At 55.3% G+C, this 20,062-nt stretch carries 20 protein-coding genes; 16 read left to right on the top strand and 4 right to left on the bottom strand.

The genetic code is table 11. The features are described from left to right. Positions 1–62: 62 nt before the first annotated feature. From glpK to ACO6TI_RS00625, 10 genes are all read left to right on the top strand, one after another. Positions 63–1,556, top strand: a complete 1,494-nt coding sequence (gene glpK / locus ACO6TI_RS00670; RefSeq protein ID WP_422384160.1) for a glycerol kinase GlpK — start codon at positions 63–65, stop codon at positions 1,554–1,556. Positions 1,557–1,852: 296 nt separating this feature from the next. Further along, complete coding sequence (locus ACO6TI_RS00665) at positions 1,853–3,457, top strand: ABC transporter substrate-binding protein (RefSeq protein WP_055113754.1); 1,605 nt, start codon at positions 1,853–1,855, stop codon at positions 3,455–3,457. A 116-nt stretch (positions 3,458–3,573) separates the two neighbouring features. Next, positions 3,574–4,581, top strand: a complete 1,008-nt coding sequence (locus ACO6TI_RS00660) for an ABC transporter permease subunit (RefSeq protein ID WP_029064651.1) — start codon at positions 3,574–3,576, stop codon at positions 4,579–4,581. 15 nt (positions 4,582–4,596) lie between these two features. Then, complete coding sequence (locus ACO6TI_RS00655) at positions 4,597–5,526, top strand: ABC transporter permease subunit (protein ID WP_029064652.1); 930 nt, start codon at positions 4,597–4,599, stop codon at positions 5,524–5,526. Positions 5,527–5,530: 4 nt separating this feature from the next. Then, the gene (locus ACO6TI_RS00650) at positions 5,531–6,367 is read left to right on the top strand and encodes an ABC transporter ATP-binding protein (protein WP_055113752.1); all 837 of its coding nucleotides are present in this window, start codon (positions 5,531–5,533) and stop codon (positions 6,365–6,367) included. A gap of 1 nt (position 6,368) precedes the next feature. Beyond that, positions 6,369–7,199 (top strand): ABC transporter ATP-binding protein, encoded by an 831-nt coding sequence (locus tag ACO6TI_RS00645; protein WP_104700908.1) that lies wholly within the window; start codon positions 6,369–6,371, stop codon positions 7,197–7,199. Between the two features lie 83 nt (positions 7,200–7,282). Continuing rightward, a complete protein-coding gene (locus ACO6TI_RS00640) occupies positions 7,283–8,638 on the top strand; it encodes an MFS transporter (protein ID WP_104700909.1) in 1,356 nt (451 codons plus the stop codon). 85 nt (positions 8,639–8,723) lie between these two features. Continuing rightward, on the top strand, positions 8,724–9,077 hold the full coding sequence (locus tag ACO6TI_RS00635) for an ArsR/SmtB family transcription factor (RefSeq protein WP_108875915.1): 354 nt from the start codon (positions 8,724–8,726) through the stop codon (positions 9,075–9,077). Between the two features lie 28 nt (positions 9,078–9,105). Next, a complete protein-coding gene (locus ACO6TI_RS00630; RefSeq protein WP_281929308.1) occupies positions 9,106–9,594 on the top strand; it encodes an arsenate reductase ArsC in 489 nt (162 codons plus the stop codon). 14 nt (positions 9,595–9,608) lie between these two features. Continuing rightward, the gene (locus tag ACO6TI_RS00625) at positions 9,609–10,283 is read left to right on the top strand and encodes an MIP/aquaporin family protein (RefSeq protein ID WP_196878638.1); all 675 of its coding nucleotides are present in this window, start codon (positions 9,609–9,611) and stop codon (positions 10,281–10,283) included. A gap of 31 nt (positions 10,284–10,314) precedes the next feature. Here the strand turns inward: ACO6TI_RS00625 and ACO6TI_RS00620 are convergent, their stop codons facing one another. Together ACO6TI_RS00620 and ACO6TI_RS00615 are read right to left on the bottom strand one after the other, a co-directional pair. Beyond that, the gene (locus ACO6TI_RS00620) at positions 10,315–10,752 is read right to left on the bottom strand and encodes a GNAT family N-acetyltransferase (protein ID WP_422384159.1); all 438 of its coding nucleotides are present in this window, start codon (positions 10,750–10,752) and stop codon (positions 10,315–10,317) included. A gap of 78 nt (positions 10,753–10,830) precedes the next feature. Then, positions 10,831–11,478 carry a GntR family transcriptional regulator gene (locus tag ACO6TI_RS00615; RefSeq protein WP_055113740.1) on the bottom strand — a complete coding sequence of 216 codons (648 nt, stop codon included), beginning with the start codon at positions 11,476–11,478 and terminating at the stop codon, positions 10,831–10,833. A 197-nt stretch (positions 11,479–11,675) separates the two neighbouring features. Between ACO6TI_RS00615 and ACO6TI_RS00610 the strand changes: the two genes are divergently transcribed. Next, the gene (locus tag ACO6TI_RS00610) at positions 11,676–12,101 is read left to right on the top strand and encodes a hypothetical protein (RefSeq protein WP_196896558.1); all 426 of its coding nucleotides are present in this window, start codon (positions 11,676–11,678) and stop codon (positions 12,099–12,101) included. A gap of 72 nt (positions 12,102–12,173) precedes the next feature. Here the strand turns inward: ACO6TI_RS00610 and ACO6TI_RS00605 are convergent, their stop codons facing one another. Then, positions 12,174–12,860, bottom strand: coding sequence for a DUF2270 domain-containing protein (locus ACO6TI_RS00605; RefSeq protein WP_196896559.1), 687 nt, complete (start codon positions 12,858–12,860; stop codon positions 12,174–12,176). A 278-nt stretch (positions 12,861–13,138) separates the two neighbouring features. On the opposite strand from ACO6TI_RS00605, the gene ACO6TI_RS00600 reads away from it, so the two are divergent. The 5 genes from ACO6TI_RS00600 (at position 13,139) to ACO6TI_RS00580 (ending at position 17,412) form a co-directional block, all read left to right on the top strand. Continuing rightward, entirely contained in the window at positions 13,139–13,744 is a 606-nt protein-coding gene (locus ACO6TI_RS00600) for a hypothetical protein (protein WP_422384158.1), read from the top strand. A gap of 163 nt (positions 13,745–13,907) precedes the next feature. Then, a complete protein-coding gene (locus ACO6TI_RS00595; RefSeq protein ID WP_196896561.1) occupies positions 13,908–14,654 on the top strand; it encodes a hypothetical protein in 747 nt (248 codons plus the stop codon). 222 nt (positions 14,655–14,876) lie between these two features. After that, positions 14,877–15,542 (top strand): hypothetical protein, encoded by a 666-nt coding sequence (locus ACO6TI_RS00590; protein ID WP_422384157.1) that lies wholly within the window; start codon positions 14,877–14,879, stop codon positions 15,540–15,542. A gap of 227 nt (positions 15,543–15,769) precedes the next feature. Next, positions 15,770–16,483: a hypothetical protein gene (locus ACO6TI_RS00585; RefSeq protein WP_422384156.1), complete on the top strand. Its 714-nt coding sequence runs from the start codon at positions 15,770–15,772 to the stop codon at positions 16,481–16,483. 167 nt (positions 16,484–16,650) lie between these two features. Next, positions 16,651–17,412: a hypothetical protein gene (locus ACO6TI_RS00580; protein ID WP_422384155.1), complete on the top strand. Its 762-nt coding sequence runs from the start codon at positions 16,651–16,653 to the stop codon at positions 17,410–17,412. 3 nt (positions 17,413–17,415) lie between these two features. Here ACO6TI_RS00580 and ACO6TI_RS00575 read toward each other — a convergent pair whose 3' ends face one another. Further along, a complete protein-coding gene (locus ACO6TI_RS00575; protein ID WP_422384154.1) occupies positions 17,416–19,863 on the bottom strand; it encodes a Tex family protein in 2,448 nt (815 codons plus the stop codon). Positions 19,864–20,062: the final 199 nt, after the last annotated feature.

Below are 20,062 nucleotides of genomic sequence, written 5' to 3'. Positions count from 1 at the left end.
TCTGACCTGCCGGGCTCTCCGGCAGTTTTCTTGAATAAGCCTAAGATAATGGGAGGTGTGCCATGGCCGGATGTGTTTTGGCGATAGACCAGGGCACGACGTCAAGCCGCGCGATCGTTTTTGACGGCGGTTTCAGCCCGACCAGCGTGGGACAGCAGGAATTTCCGCAGCATTTCCCGAAGTCGGGTTGGGTGGAACATTCGCCTTCGGACATCTGGACCAGCACACTGCGCGTTTGCCGTGAAGCCATGGAAAAGGCTCCGGACAAAGGTGCGGGTGTCGAGGCAATCGGTATCACCAACCAGCGTGAAACCACGCTGATCTGGGATCGGACGACGGGTGAACCGGTCTACAATGCGATCGTCTGGCAAGACCGGCGTACGGCGGAATTCTGCGCCGGGCTGCGCGAAAGAGGCCTGGAAGACACATTTACGTCGAAAACCGGGTTGTTGCTCGATCCCTATTTTTCGGGAACCAAGATCGCCTGGATTCTCGACAATGTCGACGGGGTACGTGCGCGGGCCGAACGCGGGGAACTGGTATTCGGCACCGTCGATACCTGGCTGATATGGCACCTGACCGGTGGAAAGGTTCATGTCACCGACGCGACCAACGCGTCACGCACGCTGATCTACAACATTCATGAAAACTGCTGGGATGAAGAGCTGTGCAGGTTGCTCGGCATACCGATGAACCTGCTTCCGGAAGTGAAGGACTGCGCCGACGATTTCGGAACGACCGAGGCGGAACTGTTCGGCAGACCATTGCCCATCTTGGGAGTGGCGGGCGACCAGCAGGCTGCCACGGTCGGGCAGGCCTGTTTCAGACCCGGCATGGTGAAGTCGACCTACGGCACGGGTTGTTTTGCTCTGATGAACACCGGCGAGACAGCTGTGCGGTCGAAGAACCGCATGTTGACGACCATTGCCTATCGTCTTAACGGCGAGACGACATATGCGCTTGAGGGCTCGATCTTTGTTGCCGGTGCAGCGGTTCAATGGCTGCGTGACGGGCTGGGTCTCATAGAGAGCGCAGGTGAAACCCAGACGCTTGCCGAGCAGGCGGATCCGAATCACGACGTTTTCCTGGTTCCTGCATTTGTCGGATTGGGCGCGCCGCATTGGGATGCCGAGGCGCGCGGAGCGATGTTCGGGCTGACGCGCAACACGGGACCAAGGGAGATCGCCCGCGCGGTCCTGCAAAGCGTGGGCTACCAGACAAGCGATCTTGTCGAAGCCATGCAGGCCGACTGGCCTGACGCGGAAAAACCCGTTCTGAGGGTGGATGGAGGCATGACGGCCTCCGATTGGACGATGCAGTTTCTGGCAGACATCCTGGGGGCGCCAGTCGACCGTCCGACCGTTCCTGAAACAACGGCTCTGGGCGCTGCATGGCTGGCCGGATCCAAGGCTGGTATCTGGCCGGGCGAAGACGCGTTTTCCGCCGAATGGAAGCTTGAAAAACGCTTCGAACCGCAGCTTGACGAAGAGCGCCGACAACAGTTGCTGGCCGGTTGGCAGGATGCAGTCAATCGAACGCGCACCGATCAGGACTGAACGCTTTGAAGGCTCTCGCACCTGTGAGAGCCTTCAGTGTTTCAGTGACTTAGAAACTTCAGCAACAAGCTTACGCCGCGGTATCACATTTCCTTGAACGGTCCTGAAAGTGTTAAAAATTACGTCAACAAAACTTACCTAGCAAAAATATTTCAAAATCAGGGTAAAATTAGAAAGATGTTGGTGCTTGATTTTCTGCCAAAAAAACGCCTTAGTTTGCGCTGGCTTGGACTTAACTCCTTTGCACACTTCAATGATGCAAGGTCCATGCTCTTCATCAAGGGGAGAACAGATTGATGAATTTCAAAAAAACCTTGAAGGCAACCCTTCTTGGCGCCAGCCTTGCCGTGATCGCGGCAACAGGTGCTTCCGCAAAGACCTTGGTTTATTGCTCCGAGGGGTCTCCTGAAGGCTTCGACACGGCGCTTTACACCGCCGGCACGACGTTCGACGCGTCCTCCAAGCCGCTCTACAACCGGCTTGTCGAGTTCAAGCGCGGCACGACCGAAGTGCTTCCGGGTCTGGCGGAAAGCTGGGAAGTTTCCGAAGACGGATTGGAATACACCTTTAAGCTGCGTAAGGGCGTAAAATTCCATACCACCAGCTTCTTCACGCCATCACGTGACTTCAACGCCGATGATGTGGTTTTCTCGTTCGAGCGCCAGCTGAACAAAGACCATGCGTGGCATGAATATACACCGGGCACTGCCTGGGAATATTTCAACGGCATGTCCATGCCGGACCTGATCAAGGAAATCGTCAAGGTCGACGACAACACCGTCAAGTTCGTGCTGAACCGTCCGGAAGCTCCGATGATTGCCAACCTGGCCATGGATTTTGCTTCAGTCGTTTCGGCCGAATACGCCGATCAGCTGGCGGCCGCCGGTTCCAAGGAGCAATTCAACCAGCAACCTGTGGGAACAGGCCCGTTCTCATTTGTCGGTTACCAGAAAGATGCGGTGATCCGTTATGCGGCTCACCCGGATTACTGGAATGGCAAGGAAAAGATCGACAACCTGATCTTCGCCATCACGCCTGATGCTGCGGTTCGCCTGCAGAAGCTGAAAGCGGGTGAATGTCATGTCATGCCATATCCGGCACCGGCCGACATTGCCGACATCCGCGACGACGGCAACCTGACCCTTCTGGAACAGCAGGGCCTGAATGTCGGGTATCTCGCCTACAACACGAAAGTGGCTCCGTTCGACAAGAAGGAAGTCCGCAAGGCGCTGAACCACGCAGTCAACAAGCAGGCGATCCTCGACGCTGTTTTCCAGGGCTCCGGCCAGGCAGCGAAAAACCCGATCCCGCCAACGATGTGGTCGTATAACGAAGCCGTTGAGGACGACGCCTACGATCCGGATCTGGCCAAGGAAATGCTGGCGGCAGCCGGTGTTGAAAACCTCGACATGAAGATCTGGGCGATGCCTGTTCAGCGTCCGTACAATCCGAATGCCCGCCGCATGGCCGAGGTTATTCAGGCAGACTTCGCCAAAGTCGGCGTCAATGTCGAGATCGTTTCCTATGAATGGGGTGAATATCTTTCCCGTTCCAAGGACGAGAACCGTGACGGAGCAGTTCTGCTCGGCTGGACCGGCGACAATGGCGATCCTGACAACTTCCTGGCCGTTCTGCTCGGCTGTGATGGCGTCGGCGGTTCCAACCGTGCCCAGTGGTGCAATGACGACTTCCAGGCTCTCATCGAGAAAGCCAAGACCGTGACCGACAAGGCGGAGCGCACGAAGCTCTACGAAGAGGCGCAGGTTGTCTTCAAGGAAGAAGCTCCTTGGGCCACGATCGCGCACTCTGTGGTCTTCATGCCGATGTCCTCCAAGGTCACCGGCTACGTGATGGACCCGCTTGGTGGCCATTGGTTCGACGGCGTGGACATTGCGGAGTAATTCCGCTTGAAATTGGGAGGCGCTGGCGGTTTTGCCGGCGCCTCAGACATTTTGACCGGCGGATGCTCTCATAATGTGTGACAGTTTCCGCTGGTTCTTCGTATCTGGAACCTGACATGCTCCGCTTTCTTCTAGGCCGCCTCGGCCTGTTGATTCCGACATTCATCGGCGTCACCTTCGTCGCCTTCACCTTCATCCGGCTTTTGCCCGGCGATCCAGCTGAACTTCTGGCCGGTGAGCGTGGTATCACACCGGAACGCAAGGCCGAGGTGATGAAGCAATTGGGTTTTGACAAGCCCTACTGGCAACAATATCTCGACTATATTCTCGGGATCTTTCAGGGTGACCTGGGCACTTCGTTCTCTTCGAAGAAGCCGGTGCTGGACGAATTCATGACGCTCTTCCCGGCCACTGCCGAGTTGGCACTCTGCGCCATCATTCTGGCCGTTTGTATCGGAATTCCGGCCGGCATCTTCGCAGCGGTGAAGCGCGGTTCCATTGCTGACCAGGCCATCATGGGCACTGCTCTTGTCGGCTATTCGATGCCGATCTTCTGGTGGGGCCTGCTGCTGATCATCTTCTTCTCCGGCATCCTTCAATGGACACCTGTTTCGGGGAGAATTTCGCTCCTCTATTTCTTCCCGCAAGTGACGGGCTTCATGCTTATCGACAGCCTGTTGTCAGGCGAAAAGGGTGCCTTTCTCTCGGCTGTGCGCCATCTCATACTGCCGTCGATCGTTTTGGCGACCATCCCGCTGGCCGTGATCGCCCGCCAGACACGCTCGGCCATGCTGGAAGTCCTTGGCGAAGACTATGTGCGTACCGCGCGGGCAAAGGGCCTGGCACCGCGCTCGGTTATCGGGCTCCACGCGCTTCGCAATGCCCTGATTCCGGTTGTGACGACCATCGGCCTTCAGGTTGGTGTGCTGTTGGGTGGGGCAATCCTGACAGAGACCATTTTCTCGTGGCCGGGAATTGGAAAGTGGCTCTTCGACAGCATTTCCCGTCGTGATTATTTCGTGGTGCAGGGCGGTCTCCTGCTGATTGCCGGAATTGTAATGCTGGTCAATCTGATTGTGGACGTGCTGTACGGCCTCATCAATCCGCGCATCCGACACAATTGAGCCGAGGGTAATAAGATGACAAATACCTCTCCGGCAGCAAGTGCCGATGCAGACAAGGTCCAGGCTGCCAGTCGAAGCGCGACCTTGGCCAATCTCGCCGAGTTCTGGTACTATTTCTCGCGCAACAAGGGCGCGGTGATCGGATTGATCATCTTTTTCGCGCTGGTTGCCATAGCAGTGCTTGCTCCCTGGATTTCACCACATGATCCAGACATGCAGTATCGGGACAGTTTTCTGGTTCCGCCTTTCTGGGAAGAAGGGGGCAAATCGACTTTCATTCTCGGAACGGATGCTGTCGGGCGTGATATTCTATCGCGTCTGATGCATGGTGCCGCCTATTCACTGTCAATCGGTGTCATCGTCGTCATCATTTCGCTCTCTGTAGGTATCGTGACAGGTTTGATCGCCGGCTATGCCGGCGGAGTGGTCGACACCTTCATCATGCGCCTGATGGATATTATTCTGGCGTTTCCTGCGCTCCTTCTTGCGCTGGTTCTTGTCGCCATTCTGGGTCCCGGGCTTACCAATGCGATGATCGCGATCGCGCTTGTTCTGCAGCCGCATTTCGTTCGATTGACACGTGCGGCGGTATTGTCTGAGCGTTCCAGGGACTACGTCGTTGCAGCGCGTCTGGCAGGTGCCGGCCATATTCGATTGATGTTCAAGACGATCCTGCCGAACTGTGTTGCGCCCTTGATCGTCCAGGCGACACTGTCGTTTTCCAATGCAATCCTTGATGCCGCAGCGCTCGGATTTTTGGGCATGGGTGCGCAGCCGCCGGCATCGGAATGGGGCACGATGCTTGCCGAGGCCCGAGAGTTCATCCTGAGTGCGTGGTGGGTCGTGACCTTTCCCGGTTTGGCCATCCTGATAACCGTCATTGCCATCAATCTGGTCGGCGACGGCCTGCGGGATGCGCTCGATCCCAAGCTGAAGAGGAGCTAACTCAATGTCTCTTCTGGAAATCAGAAACCTGAGGGTTGAATTCGATACCGCGAAGGGTCCGTTCAGGGCGCTTGACGGTGTCGATTACCTGGTCGATGCCGGTGAAGTTCTGGCGATTGTCGGCGAATCGGGTTCCGGCAAATCCGTTGCCATGCTGGCAACAATGGGTCTGCTGCCGGACACTGCGACGATTACCGCAGACAAGATGGACTTCGAAGGCCTTGACCTGAGATCGTTGTCGGCAAAAGAGCGCCGCAAGGTAATCGGAAAAGATGTCTCGATGATCTTCCAGGAACCGATCGCGAGCCTCAACCCTTGTTTTACGGTCGGGTTTCAACTCGGCGAAACGCTCAAAGCGCATACGGACCTGAAAGGCAAACAGGTCAAGGATCGGGTCATCGAGCTAATGACTTCGGTCGGCATTCCCGATCCTGGGGGACGCGTCAATGCGTTTCCGCACCAGATGTCCGGCGGCCAGTGCCAGCGCGTGATGATCGCGATGGCGATTGCCTGTGCGCCAAAACTGCTGATCGCGGACGAGCCGACAACAGCGCTTGATGTGACGATCCAGAAACAGATCCTGGACCTTCTCGTCAAGCTTCAGCAGGACAGCGGCATGGGTCTGATCATGATTACCCATGACATGGGTGTCGTTGCTGAAACGGCCGATCGCGTGATCGTGCAATACAAGGGCCGCAAGATGGAGGAGGCGGACGTGCTGTCTCTTTTTGAAAACCCGAAAAACCCATACACCAAGGCGTTGCTTTCGGCGTTGCCGGAAAACGCGACCGGCGACCGGTTGCCGACCGTGAGCGACTTTGCCGAAGCGGGAGGATTCTGACTTGTCCGAAGATGTGATCCTCAAGGTCCGCGATGTCTACCGGACGTATGACATCAAGGGCGGCCTGTTCAAGCCGGCATCGACGCTTACCGCGGTCAAGGGTGTCAGTCTTGATGTCGCGCGCGGTTCCACGCTCGCGGTTGTTGGCGAAAGCGGCTGTGGCAAGTCCACGCTAGCCCGCATGTTGACAATGATAGACGCACAGACTTCCGGTTCCATCGAGATTGACGGTTTGCCTATCGACATTTCGAAGACAGGTATTTCCCGGGAAATGCGGCAGAAGGTGCAGATTGTCTTCCAGAACCCCTACGGGTCGCTGAATCCGCGCCAGAAGATCGGTCATGTTCTGGAAGAACCGCTCCTTTTGAATACCGACATGCCGGCAGCGGAAAGACAGGACCTTGCGCTGCAGATGTTGCAGAAGGTCGGATTGCAGCCTGAACATTACGGACGCTATCCACACATGTTCTCAGGTGGTCAGCGTCAGCGTATCGCGATAGCACGCGCAATCATGATGAAGCCGAAACTTCTGGTGCTCGATGAGCCGGTGTCCGCGCTCGATCTCTCCGTGCAGGCGCAAATCCTCAACCTTCTTGCCGACTTGCAGGACGAAATGGGCCTGACCTACGTGTTCATTTCGCATGACCTTTCCGTGGTGCGTTACATCGCCGACAAGGTGATGGTCATGTATTTCGGTGAAGTGGTGGAATACGGCACGCGCGAGGAGGTCTTCGATAACCCTCAGCATGACTATACCAAGACGCTGTTTGCCGCGACCCCGCAGGCCGATATCGAGAGCATCAGAAAACGGTTGGCGGCGAAGGCAGCTTAGCGGGCTGGCCGCTTGTCGAGACCGGAAGTGTTTTTCATCCGCCTGAATTGCGATAGGCTCTCGGACTTGTGCCGAGGGCCTTTATGCATCTGATCGACGAACAAAATCGCAAATGGTGGCTTCTGGGTGCGATCAGCTGCGTGCTTGGCATCGTCCTTCTGGACGAAACCGTTGTCGGGGTGGCGCTGCCGACCATTCAAAAGTCTTTCGGCCTGTCGAATACAGAAGCCCACTGGGTCGTCAATGCCTACCTTCTGACGTTTGCTGCGTTTGTTGCGATCGGAGGACGGCTGGCCGACCTGTTCGGCACGCTACGCGTCTTTCTGACGGGCCTGACAATCTTCAGCGTGTGTTCTCTTGTCTGCGGTTTTGCGCCAACCGGTTCCATTCTGATTGCAGCGCGCGCAGCGCAGGGTCTGGGTGCAGCTATAATTTTTCCGCTCTACGTGGCCATGATCGGCATGACCTTTCCCAAAGAACAGCGCGGCTTTGGTCTCGCGGTCGGCGGAGCGGTCGGAACAACTTTTCTGGCACTTGGACCCTTAACTGGCGGATTGCTGACAGAACTTGTCTCCTGGCGTTGGATCTTCTGGATCAACCCGCTGATTGCGGTCGGAGTCGGTACGATCGTGGCCCTGACCTGGCGCGAGATCGATCGCCCCGCCGGTCAAAGGATGGACTGGATCGGGTTGCTGCTGATTGCAGTGGGCATGTTCTGCGTGGTGTTTGCGCTGATGGAGGCCAACAACTGGGGCTGGGAAGATCTACGCATTCCGGGGTTTCTGGTGGCTGGAGTTGCGCTGCTTGTCTTGTTCTGCCGTGTTGAAGTCAGCCGGAGAACACCGCTGATCGAAGTTCAACTGTTTCGAGACATGGTCTTTACAAGCAGCAACCTCACCATCCTGATGGCGCAATATTCGAAGATCATCCTGTTTGTTTTCATCGCCCTTTACGCGCAGACCGAGTTGGGCCTTGGACCCTTGCAGGCTGGTGCGCTGGTCATGCTGTCACCGATCCTGCAGCCTCCGGCTGCGCTTGTTTGCGGGCGTATGACCAAGAAAATGTCCTACAAGGGTCTTGTTCTCATCGGCATCACGGGACTTGGCGTCTGTCTGATCTGGTTAACGGTGGTTGCGCCTTTGAAAAACCTCCTGCTGGTAGCGTGCATTCTTCCCTTGTCCGGCGCGGTGTTTCCTTTCGTCATGATCCCGACAAGAGCAGCTATCCTTGCCATGCTGCCGGAACACAAACACGGGCAGGGTGGGGGTGTTTCCATGGCTTCACAGATATCGGGCGGAACGATCGGCCTTGCGATCTCGAGCGCTGTCTTTCCGTTCGGCGGCTACCAGGCCGTGTTCGGGGTGGCAGCTGCGCTGTTTCTTGCGTTGCTCTGTTTCACGTTGCTGGTGTTCCGCACCGGTCCGCGCGAAAACGCCTGATCCGATCATCCGAAACCCCCTTCTGAAAACCACCTTGGTGCACAAATTGAATTGCATTGTTCGTTATTTCGAGTATTCTCGAATAATGGAAAAAAACAAAGCCCTTGATGCTCTTGCTGCCCTTGGTCAGGAAACGCGACTCGATGTGTTTCGCCTGTTGGTGAAGGCGGGTAAAGAAGGCATGACTGCCGGTGCCGTCGCAGATGCGCTTGAAGTCCGCCCGAACACCCTGTCGACCCATCTGGCTGCGTTGTCGCGAGCCGGTCTTGTTCAGGCAGAACGCGACGGGCGCTCCATTCACTACAGTTCCGATCTGACGACAATGCAGTTTCTGGTGACCTATCTCCTGCAGGATTGTTGCGGTGGCAATCCGGAACTCTGTGCTCCGATCGCCGATCTGTTCACTTCCGGTTCGTGCTCGAAAGCCAAGGCTCTCTGATTTCAAAATCCAGGTGGACATTCCAACAATGCGCAATGCTCTAGTTTTATGTACGGCGAATTCCGCTCGTTCCGTGCTTGGAGAAGCACTGCTTCGCCATCTCGGGCAGGGCAGGTTCGCTGCCTTTTCTGCCGGATCGACACCGAGAGGCTCAGTCAATCCGGACGCACTGGCCTGTCTTGAGCGCCGTGGCCTGTCGACAGAAGGGTTCCGGTCGAAAAGCTGGGAAGAATTCGCGGGCGTTGATGCCCCGGCAATGGACCTGATCATCACTGTCTGCGACAGCGCGGCGGGTGAAGCCTGCCCGGTCTGGCCTGGTCATCCGATGGTCGTGCATTGGGGCATTCCCGACCCGGCTTCTGTCGAAGGGGACGACGCAACCCGCGGGGCGGCATTCGATCTGGCCTACCAAAGGCTGGAACGGCGCATCAATGACATGCTCGCGCTTGGCGACGAGGTATTCGAGGCCGAAGACGGCAAATCCAGGCTGGCGGCGATCGGCACTTCTTTCAACTAGTTGGGAAATTTTTCATGTCAGAATTCAGTTTGTCCCGGCGCCTGGCGGCGGAGGCGCTCGGGACTGCAATGCTTGTCGGCACGGTAGTCGGTTCGGGGATCATGGCCGACAGACTGTCGGACGATGTCGCCGTTTCCCTGCTCGGCAACACGATCCCGACGGGTGCTATCCTTGTGGTTCTGATCACCATCCTTGGGCCGATTTCGGGCGCGCATTTCAACCCGGCGGTGACCTTCGTGTTCTGGCTCAAACGGCATCTTGGTCTGGTGGTCGGTCTCAGCTATATCAGCGCGCAAATCATCGGTGGCATCTGCGGTTCGCTGATTGCACATGTGATGTTCGAACTGCCGGTGTTGCAGGCATCGACGACCGTGCGGACCGGTGTCGGGCAGTGGGTGGCTGAAATTGTTGCGACTTTCGGGCTGCTTGCCAGTATTCTGGCCGGGATACGGTTTCGGGAAACTGCAGTGCCATGGCTGGTCGGACTTTACATTACCGCCGCCTACTGGTTCACCGCATCGACGTCCTTCGCAAATCCGGCAGTCGCCATTTCCCGGGCCTTCACCGATACATTCGCCGGCATTCGTCCGATCGATCTGCCCGGCTTCATCGTGGCGGAAGTTGCCGGCGCTGCCCTGGCACTCGCGTTCTTTTCCTGGTTGCTGAGGTCCGAAAAGCCGTCAGACTGATAGAACAGACGTCCGGTTCATCGTCGCCTGGTCAGAGATCCTTCTTCATGAACCAACGGCGATGATCCGGCAGGGCCTGATCCGGCCTGTTTCCCAGAATCCCGAAATCCTGGTACCCGAGGCCCTGATAGAATTTGCGGGCTGTTTCATTCGAAGTGTCCAGCCATGCGCCATGACATCCAAGCCGTCTTGCTTCGAGTTCAGCCAGTTCGACAAGCCGGCTGCCGAGCCCGCCGCCCCTGACGGCGTCATCCACCCAAAGGGTCTTGATCAGCAGCCAGTGGTAGGACGTGCTTGCGCGCAGGCCACCCAGCAGGTGCCCGTTTTCATCGGTCGCCTTCAGGATGAAGTCATCATTGTTCGCCTGCTTGTTTTCCTTGGCCAAGGACTGGAGCAGGCGATCCTCGATCGCCCTGGAAGTAGACGCCTTTTCCGCTTCATCGGCAAAGGAGATTTCGACATAGCTCATTGTGGTTCCGCAACCTGACTGTCCGGCTACAGCATCTCCCAAATGGCAAACTGGCGTCAATAACTTCACGCAGCCGGACTATCGTGGCCCGCTCATAAGGGCTGTCGCCTGCCTGCGGAGATACAGCATCAGGTTTTCGATCTGTTCCATGGCCTCTCCCTCGTCGCCATTGGCAATTGCCTGCATAACTTCCAGGTGGCTCCAGGCGGCCGGATTGAGATCCGCCCGGCCGAAATGCCGGTACCAGAACCTGCGGCTATGGGTCTGAAGGGGAGCCAGCGCCTTTGCCGCGAAGGGATTGCAGGCGGCCTGCGCGACAACTTCGTCAAATGCCTTGTCGAGGCGCAGATATTCCTCGACATCGGGAACAGAACCTGCGTCCCGCATGTCTTCGGCGATTTGTTCAAGTGTCCGACGTTCGTCCTGACTCGCAAGGCGAGCAGCCGACCCGGCAACAAGGCGTTCCAGGGCGTGCCTTGCGTCCAGCACCTTGATGAAATCCGCCGGGTTCATTTCCGCAACAATGACACCGAGACGCGGACGGATGCTCAAAAGACCTTCAAGGCTGAGTCGCAACACGGCCTCCCGGATCGGTGTGCGGCCCAGTCCGAAACGCTGTGCAAGAGCAACTTCTGTTACCGCTTCACCGGGTTTCAGTTTCAGTGTCACGATTGCCTCTTCCAATTGCCTGTAGGCCTGGGCGGATTGGCTGAGGTCACCTGTCATGTTGAGTTTAGTCCTGTCCACAAGAGATGTGCGCTTGATATATCAGCTGTCGGTAAAAGGGAAGCTTCTTCTGAATTAGTGAATTTGTCCGGGTGTGATCCTGTGCCCGCTGGAGGGCAATTGAAGATGTGTGACAGCTTGTGCGTGTAGCGCGTGTCTGCTACCGCTGATGCGATCTTTGCTGCCGAGAGTATCCCGTGAAACTTTGTTTATTGATTCTTGTTTTTTCTCTTTTGCTTGCCGGCTGTCAGACCAGCAACGAAACGATTGAGTTCGGAAACAAAACCGTTGTTGCCTTTGATGAAGAACACGGTGTGCAGGTTGCTTACATGTCGCAAAATCGACGCTCTTATCTTTGGTATCCGGGCAACGATCAGGTCACGAGAGGAAAATGGGAAACGCGCAAAATTGGGAGTGAAATCTGTTTCAAATATCCTAACGGTTACAACCCGGTTACAAAGAAATCTGGCGGATTTTGGAGCTGTCTCGTCAGATCTGCATTTAAGAGAAAGTTGCACGCTTCATGTGTCGGAGACCCGTTCGGCCTGGAAAGTGGAAAAATTCCGTTTGTCCTTGAAAAAGGGCGCGTCCAGCTTGGTCAGCTCAAAAAGACCTGTTCTTGAAGTCACGCTGCTCAACAGACCGCGGCAACGCCTGTCTTTTCAGGATCAAATCAAGGGGATTGGAGACTGGCTCTAGATCGCCTGCATGGGGGATTTGCGTTTTTTGCGATAGCGCTTGTCGAGCCTGAGCGTGACGATGGCAAAGATGATCCAGCTTGTGTGAAACACCACACCGGCCAGGAACACGAGATATCCGGGAACCGGGCCAATGGCTGCGCGCTCGAATGCCTGGGAGAATTCAGTCAGCGGAACGGGATGAATGGCAAGCTTGCCGAAATAGGCGATGGCCTGGATAGCGAGGATCCAGGAATAATTGCTGCGCAACCGTCGTCCGGCGGCCCTGACAAGGCTGATATGATAATGCGGCGTCTCGTAGTCGTCAGCGAGCATTCTTGCCCAGGTTCCGTTCGTCGAGCTGCTTTTTCCAAGAAGGAGCGGAGCATAAAAATCAGACTCCAGCAGCCGTGCGCGCGCCCGGAACATGTTGTAATACCGATAGCGCCGGGCCTCAAAAATCAGGAAAACGGTGACCAGCAAGCCGACCAGTACCATCGGCAGCGGCGAGGCATCCCGGTTGGAAAACGTGGCGGACAAGGCGATGCCGGTCGTGACGACGGCCCAGTTCGTCGTGTTGTCCAATCGCGAGCGCCAGTGGGTGCTGCGGAAAACCTCAGCGCGATAAAGATGGGCGATTGCCCCAATGGTACCGGGGTCCATCTCCTTCTTCGGCCTGTCCTCCTCGGCATTTTCGTCCGTCATGTTCCAGACCTTACCTCCCTCTCACTTAACTTAGGGTGAAGTTCCAGCCGGTCGAGGATATGGCGACGATTTGAATCGAGGTAGCTTCGACAAACTTGGAACAGGACAACCTGCTCCAGCTTTTGAAGTACCTTGTGACTTAACAATACCCGTTATCATTGTTTTATTTCGGTTATCAATCTTGCGGTGAGCCGGCCATTCGCCTATCAAAGCATATGTTTCCCTATCCCGTATTGTTCTGGTTGACAGCTGTTTTGGCCATTGTCTGGAATGGCTGGATGTATGTCAGTTTTGCAGTTGGCGAGGTCTATCATCCCAATGCCTCGTTGGGTGATTTGCTGCGACCACTCAAGGAGGCAGCATTATTTTTTCCAATTATTGTTATAGTGTTTGTATTTCTCCTTTGGCTATGGCGTCGGCCGTTGTCAGATAAACCGTATGAAATCGGGCTTGTACTGTTGATAGTCGCAATGATCTTGCCATGGTTTCCGAGGATCGACAGCGGTTTTCGGCAGGAATACTGGCTCGCCCAAACACCGCATGAAATTCCCTGGCAGTATTCACCCTTCAATGGAAGCAAGAAGCCTGGGGGGAGGTCCTTTCTCGTGAGGGTCGCGTTACCGGACCTTCTGCCGGAATACGAAACTTCCGAGCCGACGGTGATCATTGGAAAGGCCGTGGATTTCAATCACGGGAAAGGTGGAGCGGTCCCGGAAAATACATGCATCAAGGACCGTGACAATGCACGGTGTGAATGGCGGCGGGGGGAATTCGTTTATTCTGCCTCTGGCAGTTCCAAAGCGATCCCTCCTGACCTTCGTAGTTACATGGATTCAATTGCCAATTTGCTGGATGGGTTTGAAATCACAGAACCGGAAACCTGACTCGCGTCGAGTGCACAGGCGACGAAACCCAACTTGATACGCGTCTGAATCAAAGAAGTTTGAACAAGATAAATGTTCTATAAGGTTCGGAATTGCAAGTGATTGCAATCTGCTAGCGGTCATAGAAAATATTGAAAATCAACTATGAGGAGGAGAAAGATTTTTGAACGATTCACTAAATGCAAGAGACCTTTATGTTGACGTTCTTGTTGTATCGGGGAGGTATTGGATCGTTTTTATTGCTCTTGTAGTGTTGAATAACCTCAACTATTGGTCCTTTGAATTTGCAGAAGATCTATCTGAATTTGTATTGCTGCTCCCACGTCTTGTTCTTTTTGCTGTCGCTGGTTTTTTTGTATGTGCTGTGACAGTCAATCGGCGAAGCGGTGATAAGGCGATACTTGGGAGCTTTAAAGGGTTCATTATTAGGTATTGTATTGTTGGAGCGCTTTTTCATTTGTTTTTTTACACGCTCGTTTCGAATATATTTCAGTCATTTGAGCAGAATGTTATGGGTAATTATTTGATTTATACCGGATACATTATGCTGATTAGCATAATTTATCTGGTTTTTTTTGGAACTTACTTTCCTTCGTACCTGAAAAATGGAAATTCGAGCGTGATTGCTTCAACGAAGAACGGATGCAGATACTTTCGCGAACTGCTCATTCTTTATACCAAGGGTGTTGTCCCGGTAGAGCTTTTGATGATACTGGCGGGAGCTATATTGTCTGTTTTCTTTGCGGTTTTCGAAGGCTCCGCCCTTGGAGATTTCCTGCTTGAAGTCAGACTAACCTACTTCATTTTCGCAATTTTCGATGCCGTTTTGGACGTCATGTTTTTTGCAATAGCAGCCCGCCTTTATTGGATTAGCAAAGGGGCATTGCCGAATGCGGCGATTTTCGACTAATTCGATGGAGTTCAACTTGTCCGCGAGAACGGGAAGGTGTTGAGTGCGCGACTCCAAGCGGCGTGACCGGTCAGTCGTAAATAAGAGCGCCTTGGCGGAAATTGTGTGAGGTTGCCTCCTTGCATTTGTACCTTGTTCGGCAAAGTCTCGGGCCCGGAGCTCATTCGTCTTAATGCCGTTAACCGTCTTGCGATTTGCCAATTGTCTCTTTAACTGAGTGTCATGATACGCCTTTCCACCCTGTTCTGGCTCGCAGCCCTCCTGTCCGCCATCTGGAATGCGTGGACGTTCATAAACTATTCAATCAGAAAGACTTTTCACCCCATGGCCGCGAAGGGCGATATGCTGTGGCAAGTCAAGGAAGTGGCTCTGCTCGCTCCGATCCCCATTGCGATCATCATGTTCCTGTTCTGGCTTTGGCGCCGACCGCTCACAGACCGGCCCTATGTCACCGGTCTTGTCTTGCTCGTGGCCGCGACGCTCCTGCCGTGGCTGCCGCGTATCGAGGGTAATTATCGTGAGGTTTACTGGCTGGCCGAGACGCAGCACGAAATCCCATGGTACTACGCGCCGTATAACGGCAGTTCCGAGCCCGGTGGCAAACTTTTCTGGGTGAGTGTTTCCTTTCCGAACCTTGAGCCGCGATACAAGACCCGAGACCCGTTGATTACTGTCGGCAAAGCCGTCGATTTCAACAACGGCAAGGGAGGCGATGCGCCTCAGGAGCCCTGCACGACATACGAGACGTATATCAAGTGTGAGTGGCGACGCGGGAACTTCGTGTACATGGTGAGCACCATCCCGGAGCACTTTCCGTCCGACATTTCGGCGTTCATGGTCGAGGCCGCGAACCTGCTCGACGTCTTTGAGGTGACAAAGGCCGACTGATCTTCACTTGCCGATCCTGAAAGGCACGTCCATTGCACCTGGATTGACGCGGGCGACAGCCGGGAGGCTGAGGCTCGATCGGTTGATTTGTAGCCAGGTCGAGACTGCGTGCAATGCAAATTTCAGGTTGCAATTCCGTTGAAACTATCGAATATCGGTAAAAACAACAGTGTGCGATCTTTGACGTGTATCAGACCAGAAACTTGTTCTCGGAGGTCTTCGGAACCTTGTACGCGCTACGTTGGCTAACGCTGGCGTATGTGGTGGCCAACTGCGTGATTACGATAGCCGATACCTGGTTCGAAGACACTTGGTATTTTATGTTTTTGTATGCTCCGTTCGGCACTGTTTTTTGGTTTTGCTTTTATTGGAAACTATTGGGAGCTCCCAGGCTTCAGAAACGTTTTAAGCAGTTTGGCAGTTTCGCAATTTGGAATTTTTTGCTGATTTATTTGCTTCCAATTGGGAGCGCTGAGCTGATTTTGGTGCTCTTTGAGGCAGCGCCCGCCGAGACAATAGAGCAAAGTTTCTGGGCTCTAGGCTATTTTCTTTTGATAATGCTTGTTTTGTATTTGCCATATTATTTGTTTGGGACGTTATTTCCGGCAATGATCTTAAAGAGATCCGACACTGTTCGGTCGGCGTTAGCAAGATCGCCTCGCCAAGCCGGATATCTGCTGCCGAGGTTTTTTGGGATTTTTCTTCCTATTTCGATTTTGTCCGCTGTTTTGTACACGGTGGTGCAATTTGCTGACGCAGATATGCAACCGATCACGACCGCCGGTGACATTAACTCGTTCAGTCTGTTGTTAATGGCGATTTCAGTCCCATTGTCGGTGTTGAGCGAAGCAGTTTTTATGGTCATTTCAAAAACTGCCTATCTGAGGAATCTTCGGGAACTCGGAGACCTTCCCGAATTTGATGCTGAAGTGTTTGCGTAAGTCGACTCTAAACTTTGAATATCCTGTCTGATATCAAAGCATTGCTTTAGCCCACTGCGAGGGACTGGCCACCGAGATTGCCGGGAGGCGGGAAGTCTACATAGGCGCCGAAGTCATTTTCAATCTAGGGCTTAATATGACATGGCGTTACAAATTAGAGGTGAGCCTTGAGGCCTGAGCTGAACATCTTTTCGCAAGCTTTCGCGGCGATTGCGGCGTGCTGGAGGTACTTTTTCGGTTTGGTTGCCGCGATCTACGTTCTGGAAACGGTGAGCGTTCTCTTCGATCTCGGAACCGGATTGACGATAGCGCGGGCATTCGTGGAAGCCGGAACCGTCTTCTATCTGTGTGCAAGCCTGCTGGGGCTGGATCTGAAATCCAAGGAAACGAGCAAAAAATACACAGGATTCATGATCCGCTACATTCTGCTGCTCTACCTGCCGGTGTTTGTGGTCGCAATGGTCGTTGTGTTCGGTGCCATGGCGACATCTGCGGGTGGTCTGCTGGATCAGGAGTTCTTTCTTGTCGTGATGTTTCTGACCGGCGGGGGCGTTGCCTTCCTGACCACGTTTCTGTTCGGAACGGTTTTCCCCGCGCATCTGATTGGTGTCGGCGCAGGGATCGGAACTGCGGCCGGCAGATCATTCCGACAAGCGGGTTACATGCTCCCCAGGCTCCTATTCGGTGCCGGTTCGATTGCAGGCCTTGGGTTCGTGATCCTGATTTTCTTTGAGAACATCGGGATAGGTTCTGATCCGATCACACCTGCGGGAGCGCCAAACATCCTTGGCGGACTCGTTCTGCTGTTGGTCAAACTGGTGGTTGGATACAGTTTCGCTGTGTTCTCGGTCATCGTCTGCCGGGCCTATCTCAAGGACCTGGAAGAACGGGGTGAATTGCCGGTGGCCGAAGCGGACGTCTTCGCCTGAAGACTACTTCCGCTTCTTGTTCATGGCCGCCGCAAGGGCCGCGGCCATGGCATTGTTGCCGCCATCATTTCCCGCACCCTTCGGAGCACCGCCTTTTCCACCTCCGTGCGGACCACCGCCACCGGGTCCGTGGCCACCTTGCCCGCGTTGTTCCTGGTTCCGGTTGCCCGTTCCGGGCCGCTGGTCGCGGTCCGGCCGCTCGCGCTGGCCCTGATAGTCGGCCTGAGACTTCATGGTCATCGATATCCGCTTGCGCGGCACGTCCACGTCCAGGATGGTGACCTTGACGATGTCGCCTGCCTTGACCACTTGGTGCGGGTCGTCGACGAAACGGTCGGCGAGCTGGGAGACATGGACGAGGCCATCCTGGTGAACGCCGACATCGACAAACGCGCCGAAGTTGGTGACATTGGTGACCGTGCCTTCCAGTTTCATGCCCGGTTTCAGGTCGGAAATTTCCTCAACACCATCCTGCAGGGCTGCGGTCTTGAACTCCGGGCGTGGGTCGCGGCCGGGTTTTTCCAGTTCCAGCAGGATGTCCCGGACGGTTGGCAGGCCGAATTTCTCATCCGTGAATTCAGACGGCTCCAGAGCCTTCAGAACGGAGGCATCTCCCATCAGCTGACGCACGTCGCGGCCGCAGGCTTTCACGATCCTCTTGGCAAGCGGATAGGCTTCCGGATGGACCGAAGAAGAATCGAGCGCTTCCTTGCCGTCGTTGATGCGCAGGAAACCGGCGCAGAGTTCAAATGCCTTAGCCCCCAGCCTTGGCACATCCTTCAGCTGTGTCCGCTTGTCGAAGCGCCCGATTGTCTCGCGGTGCTCGACAACGGCCTTTGCAAGACTGTCTGAAAGGCCTGAAATCCGGGAAAGCAGGGCGGGTGAAGCCGTGTTGAGATCGACACCGACGGCGTTCACCGCATCTTCGACGACAGCATCGAGTGCCCGTGCGAGCCTGGACTGGTTGACGTCGTGCTGGTACTGGCCAACGCCGATCGACTTCGGTTCGATCTTGACGAGTTCGGCAAGCGGGTCCTGCAAGCGCCGGGCAATGGATGCCGCACCGCGAAGGGAGACATCAACGTCAGGCATTTCCTTTGCCGCCAGTTCCGAGGCCGAGTAGACCGATGCTCCCGCCTCGTTGACGATCACCTTGACCGGACGCTGGGCCGAAGGAATGCCAGCAAGCACATCACCGGCAAGCTTGTCGGTCTCGCGGCTTGCCGTACCGTTGCCGATGGCGATCAGGCCGACCTTGTGTTTTGCAATCAGGGCCAGCAGCGCGGCGCGGGATCCCGAGACGTCGTTGCGTGGCTGAAACGGATAGATAGTGGCGGTGTCGACCAGTTTGCCCGTGTCATCGACGACGGCGACTTTCACGCCTGTGCGAATGCCCGGATCGAGACCAAGCGTCGATTTGGTGCCGGCAGGGGCTGCGAGAAGCAGGTCCTTCAGGTTTTTCGCAAATACCTGGATTGCCTCTTCTTCCGCCTTGTCCCGAAGGACACCCATCAGGTCGAGTTCCAGATGCAAAGCCAGTTTCACCTTCCAGGCAAAACGCGCCACGTCCATCAGCCACTTGTCTGCCGGACGGCCCCGGTCGGCGATGGCATACGTGTCGGCAACCATCTTCACTGCCGGCAGGACAGGTGAAACGTCGTCGGCATCGACCGTCAGATCCACCGACAGAATGCCTTCGTTCCGTCCGCGGAACAGGGCAAGTGCCCGGTGGCTCGGGATCTTTGACCATTTTTCCGAATAGTCGAAGTAGTCGGCGAATTTCGCTCCCTTTTCCGACATACCGTCGATGAGTTTGGACTGAACGATACCGCGATCTTCGACATAGCGGCGCAGGCGACCGACCAGTCCGGCATTTTCGGCGAACCGTTCCATCAGGATCTGGCGGGCACCATCGAGAGCTGCCTTTGTGTCGCCGACGCCCTTGCTCTCGTCCACAAAAGCCGCTGCCTCGATTTCCGGCGTTTTTGCAGGATCGCCGAGCAAAAGATCAGCGAGCGGTTCCAGGCCGGCTTCCCGGGCAATTTGGGCCTTGGTCCGCCGTTTTTTCTTGTAGGGCAGATAGATGTCTTCCAACTGGGACTTGGTTTCCGCAGCCTGAATGCCGATGTTCAGCTCGTTTGTAAGCTTTCCCTGTTCCTCGATCGACCTGGTGATCGCGACGCGGCGATCTTCAAGTTCGCGGAGATACACCAGTCGTTCCTCCAGCTTCCGGAGCTGGCTGTCATCAAGGCCGCCCGTGGCTTCCTTCCGGTACCGGGCGATAAAGGGAACGGTCGAACCTTCATCGAGCATTTGAACGGTCGCATTCACCTGTCCGGCCTTGCACCCGATTTCGTCTGCGATCCTGTGTGCAATGCGGATGGCGGTGTCCGCCGACGGAACCGTCCTGGCGGTCGCCGATGCAGAACCTGTGTCGGGAAGGCTGGTCATGAATGCAATAACTCTCGGACAGGGAAGACTTGAAGCGGCTGAAGATATTCCGCCTTAATCGGGCGGAAAAGAGACCTGATACCACCATCCACCGGCAAATGCCGATTGGCGAGACCAATTTCAGGTGATGCGCTCGTTTTTCTGGTCAATTCTTGATCCGCAGCAAAAAAATCTTGTAAATATCGCAATCGTACTACAC

Source organism: Roseibium album (genome assembly GCF_965233825.1).
Classification (GTDB): Bacteria; Pseudomonadota; Alphaproteobacteria; order Rhizobiales; family Stappiaceae; genus Roseibium; species Roseibium album.
The sequence above is the reverse complement of the archived record's forward strand: the minus strand, read 5'-3'. Positions and strand labels throughout refer to the sequence as shown.